This is a genomic window from Psychrobacter sp. Pi2-51, from assembly GCF_904846665.1.
Lineage (GTDB): Bacteria > Pseudomonadota > Gammaproteobacteria > Pseudomonadales > Moraxellaceae > Psychrobacter > Psychrobacter glaciei.
In genome coordinates this window covers 133,960-152,836 of sequence record NZ_CAJHBP010000008.1, presented here as the reverse complement: position 1 = coordinate 152,836, position 18,877 = coordinate 133,960, and the positions used below count along the sequence as shown (strand labels likewise).

The 18,877-nt window shown below is 42.4% G+C and carries 17 protein-coding genes; 1 reads left to right on the top strand and 16 read right to left on the bottom strand.

Translation table 11 applies throughout. From position 1 onward, the window contains the following. Positions 1-141 precede the first annotated feature (141 nt). The 12 genes from JMY08_RS06625 to JMY08_RS06570 form a co-directional block, all read right to left on the bottom strand. Entirely contained in the window at positions 142-765 is a 624-nt protein-coding gene (locus JMY08_RS06625) for a BLUF domain-containing protein (RefSeq protein ID WP_189580140.1), read from the bottom strand. A 540-nt stretch (positions 766-1,305) separates the two neighbouring features. Further along, complete coding sequence (ispD, locus tag JMY08_RS06620) at positions 1,306-2,064, bottom strand: 2-C-methyl-D-erythritol 4-phosphate cytidylyltransferase (protein ID WP_201592441.1); 759 nt, start codon at positions 2,062-2,064, stop codon at positions 1,306-1,308. A gap of 134 nt (positions 2,065-2,198) precedes the next feature. Next, positions 2,199-2,507 carry an FtsB family cell division protein gene (locus JMY08_RS06615; RefSeq protein WP_010196361.1) on the bottom strand — a complete coding sequence of 103 codons (309 nt, stop codon included), beginning with the start codon at positions 2,505-2,507 and terminating at the stop codon, positions 2,199-2,201. A 95-nt stretch (positions 2,508-2,602) separates the two neighbouring features. Beyond that, the gene (gene eno / locus JMY08_RS06610) at positions 2,603-3,919 is read right to left on the bottom strand and encodes a phosphopyruvate hydratase (RefSeq protein WP_201592438.1); all 1,317 of its coding nucleotides are present in this window, start codon (positions 3,917-3,919) and stop codon (positions 2,603-2,605) included. Between the two features lie 317 nt (positions 3,920-4,236). After that, on the bottom strand, positions 4,237-6,597 hold the full coding sequence (locus JMY08_RS06605) for a heavy metal translocating P-type ATPase (protein WP_201592436.1): 2,361 nt from the start codon (positions 6,595-6,597) through the stop codon (positions 4,237-4,239). 337 nt (positions 6,598-6,934) lie between these two features. Further along, positions 6,935-7,159: a heavy-metal-associated domain-containing protein gene (locus tag JMY08_RS06600; RefSeq protein WP_201592434.1), complete on the bottom strand. Its 225-nt coding sequence runs from the start codon at positions 7,157-7,159 to the stop codon at positions 6,935-6,937. Positions 7,160-7,337: 178 nt separating this feature from the next. Next, positions 7,338-7,592: a heavy-metal-associated domain-containing protein gene (locus tag JMY08_RS06595; RefSeq protein ID WP_201592432.1), complete on the bottom strand. Its 255-nt coding sequence runs from the start codon at positions 7,590-7,592 to the stop codon at positions 7,338-7,340. Positions 7,593-7,619: 27 nt separating this feature from the next. Then, the gene (gene kdsA, locus JMY08_RS06590) at positions 7,620-8,495 is read right to left on the bottom strand and encodes a 3-deoxy-8-phosphooctulonate synthase (RefSeq protein WP_201592430.1); all 876 of its coding nucleotides are present in this window, start codon (positions 8,493-8,495) and stop codon (positions 7,620-7,622) included. A 219-nt stretch (positions 8,496-8,714) separates the two neighbouring features. Continuing rightward, complete coding sequence (locus JMY08_RS06585; RefSeq protein WP_189580122.1) at positions 8,715-10,349, bottom strand: CTP synthase; 1,635 nt, start codon at positions 10,347-10,349, stop codon at positions 8,715-8,717. 328 nt (positions 10,350-10,677) lie between these two features. Beyond that, entirely contained in the window at positions 10,678-11,799 is a 1,122-nt protein-coding gene (locus JMY08_RS06580; RefSeq protein ID WP_201592428.1) for a porin, read from the bottom strand. 285 nt (positions 11,800-12,084) lie between these two features. Continuing rightward, positions 12,085-13,134: a porin gene (locus JMY08_RS06575; protein ID WP_201592427.1), complete on the bottom strand. Its 1,050-nt coding sequence runs from the start codon at positions 13,132-13,134 to the stop codon at positions 12,085-12,087. A gap of 628 nt (positions 13,135-13,762) precedes the next feature. Continuing rightward, positions 13,763-15,961: a malate synthase G gene (locus JMY08_RS06570; protein WP_201592425.1), complete on the bottom strand. Its 2,199-nt coding sequence runs from the start codon at positions 15,959-15,961 to the stop codon at positions 13,763-13,765. A 610-nt stretch (positions 15,962-16,571) separates the two neighbouring features. Between JMY08_RS06570 and JMY08_RS06565 the strand changes: the two genes are divergently transcribed. Then, positions 16,572-17,339 (top strand): tRNA-(ms[2]io[6]A)-hydroxylase, encoded by a 768-nt coding sequence (locus JMY08_RS06565; protein ID WP_201592423.1) that lies wholly within the window; start codon positions 16,572-16,574, stop codon positions 17,337-17,339. Between the two features lie 144 nt (positions 17,340-17,483). Here the strand turns inward: JMY08_RS06565 and JMY08_RS06560 are convergent, their stop codons facing one another. From JMY08_RS06560 to JMY08_RS06545, 4 genes are all read right to left on the bottom strand, one after another. Continuing rightward, a complete protein-coding gene (locus tag JMY08_RS06560; RefSeq protein ID WP_201592422.1) occupies positions 17,484-17,684 on the bottom strand; it encodes a hypothetical protein in 201 nt (66 codons plus the stop codon). A gap of 93 nt (positions 17,685-17,777) precedes the next feature. Next, positions 17,778-18,134, bottom strand: coding sequence for a hypothetical protein (locus JMY08_RS06555; RefSeq protein WP_189580101.1), 357 nt, complete (start codon positions 18,132-18,134; stop codon positions 17,778-17,780). Positions 18,135-18,217: 83 nt separating this feature from the next. Continuing rightward, positions 18,218-18,481, bottom strand: coding sequence for a hypothetical protein (locus JMY08_RS06550; RefSeq protein ID WP_189580099.1), 264 nt, complete (start codon positions 18,479-18,481; stop codon positions 18,218-18,220). An 82-nt stretch (positions 18,482-18,563) separates the two neighbouring features. Then, positions 18,564-18,734, bottom strand: a complete 171-nt coding sequence (locus JMY08_RS06545) for a hypothetical protein (RefSeq protein WP_189580095.1) — start codon at positions 18,732-18,734, stop codon at positions 18,564-18,566. Positions 18,735-18,877 lie beyond the last annotated feature (143 nt).

Here is an 18,877-nt window from a genome sequence, read left to right as displayed (position 1 = left end):
CTGCGCTTAGCTCTGTTACTCTCTAGGTTTGACATAATATCGCCTAAAATATATCAACTCATTCTAGGATGGGACATTCATAACAAAAAAAGCCAGCAATCTTTGCTGGCTTTTCGGTATAAGCGGTCTACTTTTTATGACCTAAAAAATCTTATCCGATATCATGAACCACAGTAGCGCTAATATAATCAGCGAGCCCAATACGGTCTGAATCAAGAAAAAGGCTTGGTGCTGTCCGACAACTTTACTTAAGGTTAAACCTAAGGTGCTATATTGTATCGGTTGACTGTCAGTTTCGCCTGTGCTGACATGCTTTTCATAATAACCTTGCAAGATATCTAAAAACTCCGTCCATTCGTCAGTGCTCCACGCATAAGGCTTAAACGGCATAAACTTCTTAAGCTTAGGCTCTTTAATCATCCAGCGCTCAAGGGTAATCGAGCGCAGTGACCAACCAGCGAAACGACGATCTTCCAGTGCTGAAAAATCTAAAATGGTTAAGTCTTTATGTCGATCATCCATTATCAAGCGATTTTTGAGATTGGTTAACGCTTGCTCACTACCTTCTACACACTGTAAAAAGTAACCATTGCCGTAGCAAAGAATACCTGTAATATTATCAGCTTTGTTATGTTTGCTGGCGACTTCTGCAATATCGTTCAGTGTACTGGCGTTTGATAGACCAGTCGACGTGATGCGGCTCAAATACACAAGTTGGCAGAGATCTGTCGTTACTGGATTTGTCGAATCATTGACTACTGACAATCAGCTTCTCCCTATTTTCAGGTAAATGTAGCTAAAACAACCATACTAACTTTAGAAAAAACATAGAGACAAGACTTTCGAAAACATCGAATTGGCTTGGTATATTATTGATTTTATAAATGTTTATATTAATTGTATTAAGTTGGTTACATCATAGGCTAGTTTAGTCAACAAATCAATATATGAATATATTACATCATTAGGTAGCAATACTAAATAATATTATATTATTACTCATACTAAGAATATAGAGTGTAATTTTCTAGTAATTATAGAATTAAGAGGCAATATGACGGGAAGTTAATGATAAAAAACGTGATCAGTTAATGATAGAACCGTCATTTAGATTGTAAGATTGGTACAGAATGCTACTTATGACAATATCACTTGCCGCGTTATGCAAACTCATCAATATGCCAGCATAATAATTTGGACTAATAACAAGTAGTGAAGGTAAGCCAATAAAGAGAAGGTAGTTTTTTGATATTTATCAAAATAACTAGGCTATCAGATAGCGATCTTTCAAATTGAAGATATGTCCTAAGACTGGGCTTTAAGAATCGCTGCGAGCAAGATAGCGTCATCAGGATAGGTGAGCTTGATGTTTTGGCGACTGCCAGTCACTAGACGAATAGGCAGTGCTAGATATTCAAATGCACTAGCTTCATCGGTGATATCGAGTTTGTGTTCAGCCACATGCTTCAATACTTGTCTTAGCTGTCCTAAACGAAATACTTGCGGCGTTTGGGCTTGCCACATATTACTGCGATCAATCGTTTGTTTAACATAAGCGCTAGACGTGTCTTTGTTTACGTTTAGAGAATCACGCATAAGCTCAGAGTGAGCGCTGGATTGTTTGCAGGATTGCTTTAGAGTGTCAGCAACAGGGGTCGCTAAGATAGCGCCATAAGGCTCAAGCATTGCCGCTTCAATGACTTGTTCAATATCATGAGTGGGAACTGCTGGACGCGCAGCATCATGAATGAGCACCAAGTCTGAGTCATCCGCACCTGTATTAACGATCGCCTCTACCCCCGCCTGTACAGACTGCCAGCGCTCAGCACCGCCAATAGCATAATGAATTGGAAGCGCAAAATTGAGTGTCTCTGCTTTGCTATCATCTGCTGCGACGACCAATAAACATTTATCAATATAAGCACTACATCCAAGCCTTGCCACACTGTGCTGTAGCAAGGTCTGCCCTTGCAGCATAGTATATTGCTTGGCGATAGAGGCACCAAAACGATTACCGCGACCAGCAGCGACGATCATGGCATGTATATTAGGTGTGGTATTCATAAGGTGGTGTTCATAAAGTAGTAATCAGGGTTTGCTTGCATGATGATATGAGTATTAAGAGGAGTAGTAATAGCGGTTTCGAGAAAAGCAAAGCCATCGTTATCAATGAACACTCATTACGATGGCGTTAAAAATTAGTAGCGACTGTGCGTCGTTGGTGCGGTTGATACTTGGACAAACGTCTCATTTGGCTTAATCAAACCTAAGTCTAAACGCGCATGCTCTTCTACTGCCTCAAGTCCATTTTTTAGATCATAGACGTCAGTACGTAATAAGTTATTTGCGGCCACTTGATTGTCATTTAAGCGTTGCTGATCTTCAGTCTGAGTCAGTAGTTTATTATGCTCAAAGCGCCCATTTTCACCCAGCCAATATTGATATTGCAGTCCTAACAGCACCGCAACGGCTAAAGCAAGTAGTATAAATTGGCTAAAGTATTTCATGTGATAGGCCAAACGATAGAGAGATAATAAAATAAATACCAGCTAAGCTTGCTAGACAATATATCAAAAATGACATATTGCCTAACCTTAGCTAATTAGCCACGTAGACCGATAAACTCTTCGCGACCACGGTAGCTTGCACGTACTTGTTGCTCAATACGTAGCAGCTGATTGTATTTCGCCACGCGATCTGAACGGCATAGTGAGCCAGTTTTAATCTGACCAGCCGCAGTACCAACGGCTAAATCTGCAATGGTGCTGTCTTCAGTTTCACCTGAACGATGCGAAATAATCGTCGCATAACCATTTTTCTTCGCCAAATAAATCGCATCTAGCGTTTCTGATAAGGTACCGATTTGGTTGAATTTAATCAAAATCGCGTTGGCAATATGCTTATCAATACCTTCTTGTAAGATAGCAGGATTGGTCACAAATAAATCATCACCAACCAATTGGACTTTATCACCAATCTGCTCAGTTAAGTATTTCCAACCATCCCAATCAGACTCATCAAGACCGTCTTCGATAGAAATAATAGGATATTGACGCGCCAAACCGACTAGATAGTCTGAAAATCCTTGGCTATCAAAAGCTTTATTGCCCTCGCCTGCCAAGATATATTGACCATCTTTATAAAACTCACTAGCCGCACAATCTAGTGCAAGATGAATGTCTTCGCCTGCTTTGTAGCCAACTTGCTCGATCGCTTGCATGATAACGGTGATAGCTTCTTCGTTACTACGTAGGTTCGGAGCAAAGCCGCCTTCATCACCGACTGCTGTACTCAAGCCTTGTGATTTTAAGACAGATTTTAGACTGTGGAAAATTTCCGTGCCAGCACGTAACGCTTCTGAGAAGCTGGTGAAACCAACTGGCTCAATCATAAACTCTTGGATATCGATTGTGTTATCTGCATGCTCGCCACCATTTAAGATGTTCATCATGGGTACAGGCATGGTCAACGACGTCTGGTTGCGCAAATTGGCGATGTATTGATGTAGTGGCAAACTTTGTGACTTGGCAGCGGCTTTTGCAGTGGCAAGAGACACCGCTAGCATCGCATTGGCACCAAGGCTGTCTTTGTTTTCTGTACCATCTAGCGCAATCATGGCATCATCGATACCTTGCTGCTCGGTGACCTCTTTATCCATCAACGCACTGCGAATCTGGCTATTGACGTTGGCAACGGCTTTTTTGACGCCTTTGCCCATATAGCGGTCTTTGTCGCCATCACGTAGCTCAAGTGCTTCACGTGAGCCAGTAGACGCGCCACTTGGGGCAGCAGCACGGCCGACAGTACCGTCAGCTAAGATAACATCGACTTCAATCGTTGGGTTACCGCGCGAGTCTAAAATCTCACGAGCACGAATGTCTTTAATTGCGGCAACGTTGGTGGTTTCTTCAGCGTACATAATGTCTGTTAATTCCTTTGGTCATGCCAAGTTTGTGGGGTAAATAACGGCAACTAGAATACAAAAAAGATAAAGCAAAATATCATATAGCCCTATACCTAGACCAGATTTTTCTACTGATATACTCGGCTAGTTTTGAGCAGGCTTCAGGGTTTGTTTAGTACTTTAACCGTCAGCTATAGTGGTTGGCATCATAGCATAAATTTTACCAAACTTCCCTTATCTTACATCGACTGGCGGTCATAAAACCACACATAGATAGCCAAATATTAATTATCAATTTGTCTCAGTAGCTGATATCAAAAGTAAAATGACTCTTATGCTTTTATTGGGCGTTCCGCTCTAGTCTGAGAGGCAGATACCGTGTTATCAAGTTCAACCTCCGTTTTGAATCGGGTTAAACGTAGCGCATTCATTAATACAGAAATAGAGCTAAGCGCCATCGCAGCGGCGGCAATCATAGGATTTAAAAAACCAAAAGCGGCAAGCGGAATGCCAAGACAATTATAAATAAAAGCAAAAAACAGATTCTGCTTAATATTGCGTAGCGTGGCTTGCGCAATTTTTTGCGCGGCATCGATATGCATCAGCGACTCGCCCATCAAACGGGCAGAAGCACTATGCTGGGCAACATCTGTGCCTTCAAACATCGCAAAACTGGCATCAGCGGTTGCCATCGCTGGCGCATCATTGACGCCATCACCTGCCATTGCGACTTTGTGACCAGCTGTTTGCAACAAGGCGATTTGGCTCGCTTTATCGCGTGGACTCATCTTGCCATAAGCTTGCTTGATACCAAGCTGCTCTGCCACATGATCGACAACGGACTGCTTATCACCACTCATCAAAATGACATTGATACCAGCATTTTGCAGCGCAGTAATGGCCTGAGGGGTATCGGCTTTTAAATCATCAGCTAAAGCAAAAGCACCTAAGGCTTCATCATTAATGCTAATGGCAACGGTACTGGCGATTTGCCATACCTTTGGCATCAGCTTTGGTAGCGTTAAATTAGCAAACTCTGCGGTGCCGACTTTTACCACACCTAAACCTTCAATGTTCGCTTGTATACCAGCGCCTTTAACGACACTAATATCCGTAACATTCATTAATGGCAGATTACGGTCTCTGGCAGTATTTATTAACGCGGTGGCTAACGGATGGCTGGCATGCGCCTCGACGCTGGCGGCAATTTGTAATACATCATCCACAGCAAGCGACTTATCAACCATCACCTTATCGACGATAGTCGGTTTACCAATAGTCAATGTACCCGTTTTATCGAGCACGACCGTATCAATATTACCTGCAGCTTCTAGGCTTTGGGCATCTTTGAACCATACACCATGACGAGCAGCGACCCCCATACCAGCCATGATAGCCGCTGGCGTGGCTAAGCCAAGCGCACAAGGACAAGCAATGACCAATACTGATACGGCATGCATTAGGGCAGTATCAACCATACCTGTTAGCCACCATGTGACCCCAAAGGTGACTAGAGCAATCGTTACCACCACTGGCACAAAAATAGCCGTGACTCGATCAGCAAGACGCGCCAAGTCGGCTTTTGAGCCTTGGGCATCGCTGAGGGCTTGTACCATATCACCCAGCTTCGTATCACTGCCTTTAGCACTGACGCGATATAGTAAGCTGCCGTTTTCGACTAAAGCGCCTGCTAATAGACTATCACCCTCTTCTTTTTTGAGCGGTACTGACTCACCCGTTAAATGACTCTCTACACACCAGCCACTACCTTCGATGACTACCCCATCCGTTGCCACACGGCTACCTTGTTTGGCACGCAAAATATCACCAATTTGCACATCTTTAAGAGCAACATTATGAAAATCACCATTTGGCTGCTGCTGTTCAACTTCATCAGGCGTTAAAGACAATAATAAATCAATACTGTTAAGGCTGTGTTTTTTGGTACGTTCTTCTAAATATTTACCCGTTCGCACAAAAGCAATAACCATCACCCCAGCTTCAAAATACACAGCAGGGCTATTACCAGTCCCATGACCACCAGCGTGACCACTTTGTAGCAGGCTATTCAACGTACCATCGCCATGCATCAGCCACAGATATGTTGAATACGCCCATATGGTTACCGTACCAATGACGACCAGCACATCCATATTAGCAAGGCCACCTTTGATGGATGCCCAAGCGCTCTTATAGAACGGTAATGCCAAGCCAAATTGTACAATCGTCGCTAGGACAAACTGAATCCAAACCGATGGCATCCACGCCATACCAAAACCTGTCAGCATACCTGCCATACCAACTAAAAACGGCAGCAAACATAACCACAAGCCAATCAAGCGCCACGGGTACTGAGTCGCGGTATCTTTATCCGTTTGGGCAAACAAACTATCAGCTGCCTGCAAATTGGCGGCGAAACCTGTTTTATTTACCCATTCTGTGACTTGCTCAGGCGTCGTCTGGGTCGGATCATAATCGACATTCGCGGTCTCGCCAGCGAAATTCACACTCACCTCGTATACCGACGGCTTTTTATTGAGCACCTTTTCAATTCGCGAGGCACAGGCCTGACACGTCATGCCATCAATAGCCAATTGCAAGTGCGCACGCTGCGGCGCGAGCAGCGTATTGGCTTGAATATCCGTTTCTACATCGTAGGCGTTATGATTGTCAGTTTGGGTAGAATCATTCATAAATAAAACTCGGTATGGCGTTTATGCGTTATGGCGTTATAAAGTCGTCTGAGCTAAAACAACAACCCAGTGGAGGGGACATCTAAGTCAAACAAGTAAAACATTCTACTATTGAATACTACTGTAATCGAATCGAATAATTAGCATGCTATTATCATCAGTAATGGCAATAATGCTAAATAATCATCCTGATTGGTAGTCATTCAAATTCTTTAATTTCTTTGACTTCTTCAGCTGTATTGAAAAGGATAGCTCTATATTTTGACGCTACTATCAATAATTTTTAACCATTAAAAAACCAGCCATGATAGCCGGTTTTTTATACAAATGGATAAGATTAAGCGTTAGCAACGGTAGCATCAAAGCCAGCGTCATCGATAGCTGATGCAATGACTTCTGCACTGGTTTTACTATCATCAAAGGTGACCGTTGCTTGATTGTCTGCAAGCTCGATACTGATATCATCTAGCCCATCAATATCGGCGGTGGCGTTATGGACACTAACCACACAGCCACCACAAGTCATGCCGTCGATTTTAATAATACGTGTTTGGTTTGCCATGGTAGGCTCCTTATTTTTATTAGTGAAAAATAGCCTTGATAGCTGTTCTTTAATATTTACCTTTTAAAATTTATCAAAGCCACACTAAACAAGCATAAGCGCTATCATCCTCAGTAACAAGACTGTTTGGTTGTCTCTTTATTAAAAGACCTATCATCAAAGAATGTTTTGCTCAACGCTAATCATCATGATGTGGATTTTGCGGTGAATCGATAGGAAACGGTTGGGTAACATAATCGACCATGCTAATCGCGGCAGTTAAGGCGTGAATACTGGTATCGGTATCATCATAGCGCACGGTTGCAACGTCATTATCAGGGTCAAGCTCAATCGCAGTGACTCCTGTAATATTCTTAAGCGCTGTCATCAAGCTATCAAGACCTTCAGCGTTATCGATATTTTCTATACTGACTTGTGCAACTTGTATGGCCATTATCTTACTCTCTTATAATCTATACTATTAATGAGTATCTAATATCTCAAAGCCTTTAACGAGATCATCAATTTGCTTAAGCTGACGTAAAAATGGCTCTAACTGACTTATTCTTAAGGCGCACGGACCATCACATTTTGCGGTTTCTGGATTTGGATGCGCTTCTAAAAACAACCCTGCCAATCCAGTTGCCATACCGGCACGTGCAAGTGTCATGATTTGCTCACGGCGTCCACCGGCGCTATCACTACGACCGCCCGGCTGCTGCAAACTATGGGTGACATCAAAGAATACCGGTATGCCCATCTGCTTCATAGTATCAAAGCCCAGCATATCGACGACCAAATTATTATAACCAAAAGCACTACCGCGCTCACAAAGTATCAGCTTGTCATTACCACCTTCGAGGCATTTATTGACGATATGGCGCATCTCATGCGGCGCTAAAAACTGCGCTTTTTTGATATTAATAATCGCATCGGTCTTCGCCATCGCATGCACCAAGTCAGTCTGACGCGATAAAAATGCAGGAAGCTGGATAATATCGGCAACCTCAGAGACGGGCGCTGCTTGATACGGCTCATGCACGTCAGTAATAATAGGTACTTGGAACTTTTCTTTAATTTGTCCCAGCCAATCGATACCTTTTTCTAATCCAGGACCTCGATACGAATGCAGGCTTGAGCGATTGGCCTTGTCAAAACTGGCCTTGAACACATAGCCGATGCCCAAACGCTGACAAATCTCGACATACTGCTCAGCAATTTCGAACGCCAATTCTTTGGACTCTAAGACATTCATACCACCGAACAGCACAAAGGGCTGATCGTTACCGATATTAAGTGTGTTATTACTCGGAGTCTTAAGCTGAATATGTGATTGCGCTGTTAATAGATTTTCCATGAAACCCTTGTCCTCTTTATTGTTATCAACACGTATATCCCATATTGTAACCGATAGACCAATTAAAAAAAGTATCCAAGCGTAATTAGATATCGCTAACTAAAAGAATATATAAACAACCATTATCACCCGTCAAGTTAAGCAAAAAAAAGACCAATCCGTAGATCAGTCTTTTTTGGTGAAAATAACGCTTTCACACTATATTTCACATTTTAACGATTACTTTGTTTCGCTATGATTTTTTGCAGCTTTCACAAAGCTGTTAAACAGTGGATGACCACCACGTGGCGAGCTGGTAAATTCAGGATGGAACTGTACGGCGACAAACCATGGATGCTCGCTAATCTCAACCGACTCAACCAAATGCTGCTTGGCAGAATAACCCGATATCGTCATGCCTGCTTGCTCTAATGGCTCGATATAACGGTTGTTCATCTCATAACGATGGCGATGACGCTCAGTGATATTGCTAGCGCCATAGATTTGGCTCAGCTTGCTACCAGCGACCAGCTCGGCTTGCTGTGCGCCTAAACGCATGGTGCCACCAAGGTCCGAGTCGTCACTGCGAATCTGTAGCTCGCCGCGCTCATCTAACCATTCAGTGATCAGACCAATAATTGGCTCAGCAGTCTTGCGATCGAACTCAGAAGAGTTGGCATCGATACTCATCACATTACGTGCGTATTCGATAACGGCCAACTGCATACCAAGGCAAATACCCAAATATGGCACGTTGTTTTCGCGAGCATAAGTAATGGCTTTCATTTTACCCATGGTACCGCGCTCACCAAAGCCACCGGGCACTAAGATAGCATCGGCATCATTAAGCTGTGCAAATAAAACATCGTCGCCTTCCAAACGTTCGGCATCGATATAATCAATTTTCACATCTACTTTATGAGTGATACCAGCATGTAATAATGCTTCGTTAATTGACTTGTACGCATCAGGCAGCTCGACGTATTTGCCGACCATCGCTACGGTGACCGTTGATTCAGGATTGAGCTGGGCTTCAACCACTTTGTCCCAATCGCTCAAATCTGCTTCAGGTACATCCAAACCAAAGCGCTCACAAATCAAATCATCAAGATCTTGCTCATAAAGGGTACGCGGTATTTGATAAATACTTTGCGCATCTTCACACATGATGACCGCACGCTCTTCGACATTGGTAAACAATGCAATCTTACGGCGATTGTCTTGTGAGATATGATGGTCAGAGCGGCAAATTAAGACATCAGGCTGTAAACCAATAGAACGAAGCTCTTTAACCGAATGCTGGGTAGGCTTGGTTTTGGTTTCGCCGGCACTGGCAATATAAGGTACCAAGGTCAAATGCATCAGCATGGCGCGATTGCGACCTAGCTCTACTTGCATCTGGCGTACCGCTTCCATAAAGGGCAGCGACTCGATATCACCGACCGTACCACCAATCTCAATAATAGCGATATCATAACCCTCGCCACTGGCAAGGATTTTGCTCTTAATCTCATCAGTGATATGCGGGATAACCTGCACAGTACCGCCCAGATACTCACCACGGCGCTCTTTATTCAGTACGTTCTGATAGATACGACCACTGGTAAAGTTATTACTCTTACTCATCTTAGAGTGGCGTAAAAAACGCTCATAATAACCCAAATCTAAATCCGTCTCCGCCCCATCTTCAGTGACGAACACTTCGCCATGCTGGAACGGACTCATGGTACCTGGATCGACGTTAATATACGGATCCATCTTGGTCATTGTCACGTTCACACCGCGCGCTTCGAGTATCGCAGCAAGAGAAGCAGCAGTGATACCTTTTCCTAGTGAGGACACTACCCCACCGGTCACAAATATAAACTTGGTCATAGTACTCTTTCGGTAATTGGTAAAGAAGGATTTTACTAAAGATACGCCAAAAAATATAGGGCAAAAGCGCAAACTATCCGAAACTCTTAGTTTTTGCTCAATGTTTATTGATTAAAACCGCATAATAAAAAAACTCACCCCGAAGGATGAGCTTTTTAGCAGAGTATTTATGCAGCATATAGTTGATACTAAATAAAATGGATACACGACATTATAATGCGTGACTGGTACAAATTTTTCTTGCTTGCTGTGCAAGCGCAGACAGAGGGTACAAAAAATTCATATCAGTCACACTGTCTCTTTTTTATATTGAACTGACTATATTGAGTTAGAATTTATATTCTAAACCGCCACCGATAGCAAATACATCCGCATCACCACGAGCTTTAACTGAGTCAATGGTGTCATCAGCATTGTTTCTAACAACGAGCAGACCGTTCTCTAAATCTGCAGAGTTTTGACCGATATAAGCATGAGCAATTATATTGTCTTTGAACTTATATTTACCGCCCAATACAATTTGGTCTGAGTCGTTGCCATCAAGACCAGCCAAGTTTTCAGTCTTATCATACTGAAGATAAACAGACGCTGGGCGAGCAAAGTTAGTCAAACCCATCTCAGCACTAACGACCAATCCTTTCTCTTCATCATCTGAATTATCAAAATCAACTTGCTGGTATAGCGCGCCTAGCTTCACTGGATAAGCCATGTATTTGCCCAAATCGACACTGGCACTACCACGCAGAATCTCACCTGTGACGCTCATGTCTTTGTCATAACCCACACCTGCGGTAAAGCCAGTACCTGGATCAAACATCAATGAAGCACCAAAGCCACTGTCACGGTCATCGCTATCAGAGACAAAAGACTCATCAGCACCGTATTGTAAGGCAAGCTCTAATGGTAGACCATTGTATTTGGGTGCAATCCATACGATTGAGTTATTAATACGCTCACCATCAGTCAAGGTAAGCGCCTCACTCAGCGTACCATCACCACCAAGAGAGCTTGAGCCGATATTATCCCAATAACCTTCGTTAACGGTTACGTTGTTGACGTAATCTGACACTGAGTAGTTGCGACCAAAGCGAAATTGACCGTAGTCTTTGTTTTTAAAACCTAGATAGGTGTCACGGCTTTTAAAACCAATGTTGCTGCTACCGCTGTCATCGATCTTGATGCCATACTCTAATTGATAAATCACATCGGTATTAGCAGTGATTGCTTCGGACCCTTTGAACCCTAGACGTGAAGAATGCGAGCTGACTTGTACTGAGCTGCTGTCTTCATTGATATTGATAGTGTCGTTAGGCAGATCCATAGACTGACGATCAAGCTCAGCGTTGACATAGTTAGCAGTGACGAATGCTTTGCCATAAACCGTTGGCGCGGCTTGAACGGCAGAAACTGATAGCGTTGCAATTGCTGAGGCTAAAAGTAATTTTTTCAAAGGGTATCTCCACTTGACGATTTGAGTGATAAATTGGCTAAGATTGACTGGCAGGTACAATGGTATTGCTACAAACTTCCAAGACCATGATATGTAACGAGCCACCAGAACGGCTTAGACACTACTTTATCAAGCAAATATTACAGTAAGATGAAAGAACAAAATTTACATGCCTGTAACTATCTATTTTAAGACTGATTACAATGAAGGGCTACTTTCTTTTTTCGCATAAAAAAACTCATCCCGAAGGATGAGTCTTTTTATACTATCTACTTGAGTCTGATACTAGAATAAGTATTCTAGACCGCCACCAATTGCTAATAAATCATAATCATCACCACCGAGGTCAGCTGAATTTTGACCGACATAAGCATGAGCAATCATGTTCGATTTGTAAACATATTCACCACCTACAACGATCTGATCAGAATCAGCATCATCAAAACCGAGCAAGTTATCAGTGTTATTATACTGAATGTAAACAGCAGCTGGCTTAGCGAAGTTATTTAGACCCATCTTAGCACTAAGGACTAGACCTTTTTCTTTATCATCGCCTCTATTATCTGCATCACTATCAAAATCAGCTACTTGATATAGCGCACCAAGTACTACAGGAGCTGCCATATACTTGCCTAGATCAACACTAGCCGTACCACGAATTAAATCGCCAGAAAGGTTAACATCTTTATCATAAGCAACACCAAATGTAACACCAGTACCAGCATCATACATTGCTGCAGCAGCAAAGCCGTTGTTACGATCACCGCTATCAGAGACAAAAGATTCATCAGCGCTATACATAAGTGCAACATCTAACGGTAAACCGTTGTATTTAGGCGCTTTCCAGATAATTGAGTTGTTGATACGACCGCTGTCAGTCATATTGTAACCATTTTCATTTTCTTCAAGCTGATTCGAGCCTAAGTTATCCCAAAAGCCACTGCCAGAAGTCACAACATTATTTACGTAGTCAACAACTGAAGTATTACGACCAACGCGGAATTCACCATAGCTATCATTATTCAAACCTAAGAAAGTATCACGGCTTTTGAATGCGATATTGTTGCTGTCACCTGCGTTACCATCAATATTAATACCTACTTCATACTGATAGATCACGTCAGTATTAGCAGTAATCGCTTCAGAACCTTTAAACCCAAGGCGTGACGAGTATGAGTTAATTTGGACTGCATCCATATCATCATCAGTACGAGTTTCATCATCTAAATTAACGTAGTCCATACCGACGAAAGCTTTACCATAAACAGTAGGTGCTGCGTTGGCTGCAGATACAGATAGGGCTGCGATTGCTGTAGCTAAAAGTAGTTTTTTCATGGGGTATCTCCACTTTACAATTGTAGTAATGAGCAAGCTATGATTAGCCGGCGCCCATAATGGTATCGTCACAAATCCTCAAAGATATAATATGTAACTGGCTACCGAGATTGGTCTAAAACAAGTGTGGCGAATTTCTACTACAATAAGACAAAAAAAACCATGACTCACATGACTGGGATTAGAACGTAACTGCCATGTAATCTTTGGTCTTTATCACTCCGTTGCGTAACATCCGTTACCAAACTCATACTTCGAATACAAGCATAACAACTTTGACATAATTTGCAACATTTTTTTTTGCTTTTTCGATACATCTACTATCGAATAACAAATGCTTTGTCATATTTGAACCGTTACGAAAAAACCCCTATCGACTCAAATAGATACGATAATCATTAATTAATATCATTACTGATAATATTAAATGACGGTAATAAATACGATACATTGACCCAAAAAAAGCGCTACTTATTGATAAATAAATAGCGCTCATAAAGAATTGTTTGTCATATTTCTGACACATATGACAGTCACAAACGGGTAAGATGCATCAATGCCTGATCACGCCTAGAGGCTTAAATAGCACTTAGATTACATGAGCAAACATGATACTTAACCTATCGTTTTAGGCATTTGCTTTGAGATCAAGACGCGCTTGATGCAATAGTGGCTCAGTATAGCCACTTGGCTGCTCGCGACCCTTAAACACCAAATCACAAGCCGCTTTGAACGCATAAGAGTGTTCAAAGTTATCTGCCATTGGCTGATAGTCACTATCACCTGCATTTTGCTCATCGACGACTTTTGCCATACGCTTCATCGTATCCATTACTTGCTGTTCGCTCACGACGTTATGATGCAACCAGTTGGCAATGTGTTGGCTCGATATCCGCAAGGTCGCACGATCTTCCATGAGACCAACGTCATTGATGTCAGGGACTTTAGAACAGCCAACGCCTTGGTTTACCCAGCGTACGACGTAACCTAGGATGCCCTGAGCATTGTTTTCAAGCTCTTGCTGTTTCTCTTCGTCTGTCCAGTTGGTGTCTTTCGCCAATGGAATGGTCAAGATATCGTTTAAACTGGCACGCTCACGTGATTTTAGGCTGTCCTGTACATCAGCGACGTTAACTTGATGATAGTGCATGCTGTGTAAGGTTGCACCCGTTGGCGATGGTACCCACGCCGTACTCGCACCAGACTTAGGATGAGCGGCCTTGGTATCCATCATCTCTTTCATCTCATCAGGCTTCGCCCACATGCCTTTACCAATCTGAGCAACACCCTGTAGGCCAGTCTCTAGACCGATATCAACGTTCCACTGCTCGTAGGCTGGCTGCCATGCTTGTGACTTCATATCACCTTTAGGAACAAATGGGCCTGCGTTCATACTGGTATGCATCTCATCGCCAGTACGGTCAAGGAAACCAGTGTTAATAAAGATAACGCGCTCTTTTGCTTGGCGAATGGCTTCTTTTAGATTGACCGTCATGCGACGCTCTTCATCCATGATGCCGATTTTAAGGCTGTTGCGCTCAAGCCCTAATAAATCTTCTGAAGCGTTAAACAAGTCATTGGCCATTTTAACTTCTTCAGGGCCGTGCATTTTTGGCTTCACAATATACATCGAGCCTTTACGTGAGTTTGATAGCTCATTTTTGCCTTTCAAATCATTGAGCGTCAATAGTGGCGTAATCAAGCCATCCATCAAGCCTTCAAAGATTTGTTCTTGACCATTACCCAAATCAACTAAGATTGCAGGGTTTTGCATCAAGTGACCGACATTACGAATAAGTAATAGTGAACGGCCAGGTAAGATCAGCTTTCCACCATCTGGGGTGTTATATTCGCGGTCTGGGTTTTGCTTACGAGTGCTGGTCTTGCCCCCTTTTTCAAAGGTTTCTTGCAAGTCGCCATTCATTAAGCCCAACCAGTTGCGATATACTTCTACTTTTTCTTCTGCATCGACAGCAGCGATTGAATCTTCACAATCCTGAATCGCTGTAATTGCTGATTCTAATAACACATCTTTGATGTTTGCTGGGTCATCTTTACCGACCGGATGATTGGCATCGATTTGAATCTCAGCATGTAAGCCGTTATTTTTTAATAAAATACCAGTAGGAGATTCAGCCTCACCAACGAAACCAACAAATTTGGCGGTATCTTTTAGCTCAGTGCTGCTATCGCCTTGGACGATTTCAAGTGTGCCATCGACCACTTTAAAGCCGGTCACATCGTTATATGAGCCTGACGCTAAGGCAAAATGCTCGTCTAAAAATACTTTGGCATAGGCGACAACTGCCGCACCGCGAGTCGGATTATAGCCGCCTTTCGCTTCTTGGCCATTATCATCACTAATGACATCAGTACCATACAAAGCATCATATAAGCTGCCCCAACGAGCGTTCGTCGCATTGAGTGCGTAGCGAGCATTTCGGACTGGCACGACCAGCTGTGGCCCTGCGATATGAGCAATCTCATCATCAACGTTTTGCGTGCTGACTTTAAAATCATCGCCTTCTGGTAACAGATAGTCAATCTCTTTTAAGAATGCTTTATAAGTAGGGTAATCAATTTCGCCGTCTTTGGCAGGGTGTTGCAGGTGCCACTGATCGATCTGCGCTTGAATCTTGTCACGAGTTTCTAGCAGCGCTTTATTACGCGGAGTAAACTCTTTGATGACTTTTTCAAAACCTGACCAATAACTTTCTGAATCAACACCGACTTTCGGCAGCACTTCGTTTTCAATAAAGTCATACATCTGCTGGTCGATGGCAAGAATGCCTTTTTGAACACGGTTGGCGTTAGAAGACTGGCTCATATTGTTATCCTTATCTGTTCGTGAGGTGTGTTAATGCTAGGTTGCTACTCTAATGGTTGGAAAATGTGTGCCCTTGCAGCATTTATGCCTAGTTTGCTTTACAGTGGATAAATAGCAAACATAATAATAATATGTACTGTCAGCTATAATCGGGCAGCTGCTCATATGATATCTGGTTAGTGCAAAATCTGTTTGATACAACATCTGGTTAATGTAGCATCTATGATTTTTGGACCGTCTTTAAGAAGATCTGGCCTATAAATCTTGTGTTTTGATACAGGATTGGCAGTTGATATAATGCGCATTAGCCGCTACTAAATGATAATCAATAGTAAGACAAAATGCCTGAAAAGCAAAATCTCATCCTACTATCAAATAATAAAATAAACAAGGAAACGCCATTCACTAAGTAAATACTTAGGCTGTATAATAATGATACTCTATGAGCCATCTACTCTAGGGGCATTAATCCATACTTTAGAGCTAGGCCGTTATACGTTCGGTATAAACTGTAAGTAATCATTACAGCCTCTATTTATGCTCAACGGTTATCTATTTAACTTTTAATATTTGATTAAGAAGTGTTTAACATTCCACTATGGCAAAGACTATGAATAAAGAAAGTATGAAACCCAGCAACAGCAAAGACGACGTTGCTTCCCACAACCGTGTAGAAGACGTTATAGACAAAGACAATATAGAAGAAAACAGTGTAGAAAAAGACCGTATAGAAAAAGAGAGTGCCGATATCGCACAACTGCGCACCCCTATTAAGGTCGACCTATCCGCTGTTTATGACTTTTTGGGCTCGCGAACCACACAGGCGTGGGTAGACGCAGCTACTGCGGATGTACCATTAATCATTCAAGATCATGCCAACTGCGAAAAAAAAGCGGCTGGTACAGCGATGAATCTATTATTCCGCTATGAGTTCTCGTATGATTTGCAGCGCAAATTGGCACAACTGATACGTGAAGAGATGCTGCATTATGAGCAAGTGCTCGGCATTATGCATGAGCGCGGGCAAGAGTGGAGATATCTGAGTGCGGGGCGTTATGCCAAAGGGTTGCTCAAGCATAAACGTACGCATGAGCCCGCAGCGATGGTCGACGTGCTTATCATTGGGGCATTCATTGAAGCACGCTCTTGCGAGCGCTTTGCTGCGCTTTCTGACGTCATCGACGATGAGCGTTTGGCAAAATACTATCGCTACTTATTGAAGTCAGAAAGCCGCCATTTCGAAGATTATTTGGCATTGGCACAATCGCTATCTGATGACGATATCGATGAGCGTGTCGCATTCTTTAAAGCAGTAGAAGCAGAGTTGATATCCAGTCCTGATACTGAGCTGCGCTTTCACAGCGGCACCCCTGCTTAGCGTTTAAGCTGACAGATTTTGTTAAATAAGCGCTATATAAAAGCACCCATATCGATCGCATAAAAAAGCCAACATTAGCGTCTTAAACCATGCCTAGCGTTAGCTTTTTTATTTGTCTGTACAGAATATAATGGTCAGTTATGACTATTTCTTATCTTCCATAAGCGGACTGTCATACTGTTTGTGATTTTTCGCGACATTATGCGGATCATGATCGTCAGTCGCTTGTTCTGCAGCGGCTGGATTTGCCTTTTGTAGTGCATTATCAGGGACGATACCATTATTATCATCCGCATCTTTGAGCTGATGGTTATCGGTGTCAGCCCTATCATTTGAGTTATTCATCACCACTCCTTGTTATAATAGTTATCTTTCACATCGAGCACTCGATAACTTGACGATACTCGTATTAATACTCAGAAATATATTGCTAAGAAATCAGTCTTTTTCGTCTGGGTTTAAGACGCGAGTTTGTGCATTGTCAATATTGGCATATCTATTCATGTCCGTGATGCCTTCACTTTTTGGTGCTTCACTGCCCACGGTATCTTCGTTAACATTGTCATCAAACGGACTGCTGCCTTGTTGATCACGGCGGTCAGGCTGGCGTGCAGGATTATCATTGTCATTCACATGTTCTGAATCAACGACTTCTTCTTTTAAAGTATCAGTCCCTTTGTTTTGATTGGTATGGCTTTCAACGTCGTCATGGTCATTGACGGGTTCTTTATGCATTGCCTCAACATTAGTATCATCAATTGCGGTTCTACTTAGCGCAGGATCTTGCGGTTGCATAGTCATGTCCTTATCGTGTTAGGAGGCCAACGAATAGTGTCAGCGCTTTAATTAATAGAAAATACCAAGCAGTCATGCAAATACTAGGTGTTGTTATTTTTACTCAAATCATAAGCATTGAGATCCGCCACGTTTTTGCCACCTGCTGGTAAGTTTTCTTCTTCACGTGGGTCGGAATATATCTCGTCTGTTTCCTGTGAATCCTGCTGTGGTCCATCGATATCAGGTTCGTGTTTACGACCTTTATAACTGTCTTTAGTGTTTTCGTTGGTATTTTTTGGTTCTGATGCTACGGGATCATCGACCAATACTTTCTCTTTGTTATTTGGTTTTGTATTGACTGTCATAGCGTGTCCCTCGCGTTTATGATGTTAATTCTTCATTTAACATGGTCACTGATATCGTTGTCATTGATATCATTCAAACTGCTTATTTATCTGTCCGTAACTCATCATCAATAAAAGAGGTTTGCTCTTCTTTACTCAACTCTTCAGGAGCATCTACCTTTTTATCTTCATTTAAGTTTTTTTCAATTTGATGATCATCTGCCTGCTCTGCTGCTTTTTTAATGTCTGAAGTATCGTTGTTAGTATTACTCATGGTGCAATTCCTATTATTATCATTGTTTAGTAAACCAACCATCCTTTTTACGCTTACCTTTGTAAAATCGAATAAGATTCTACAAAGGTAAGCATCTCAGTATGATTTTTATTAAAAATATCTGTGCAATAGCGGTAGAACTG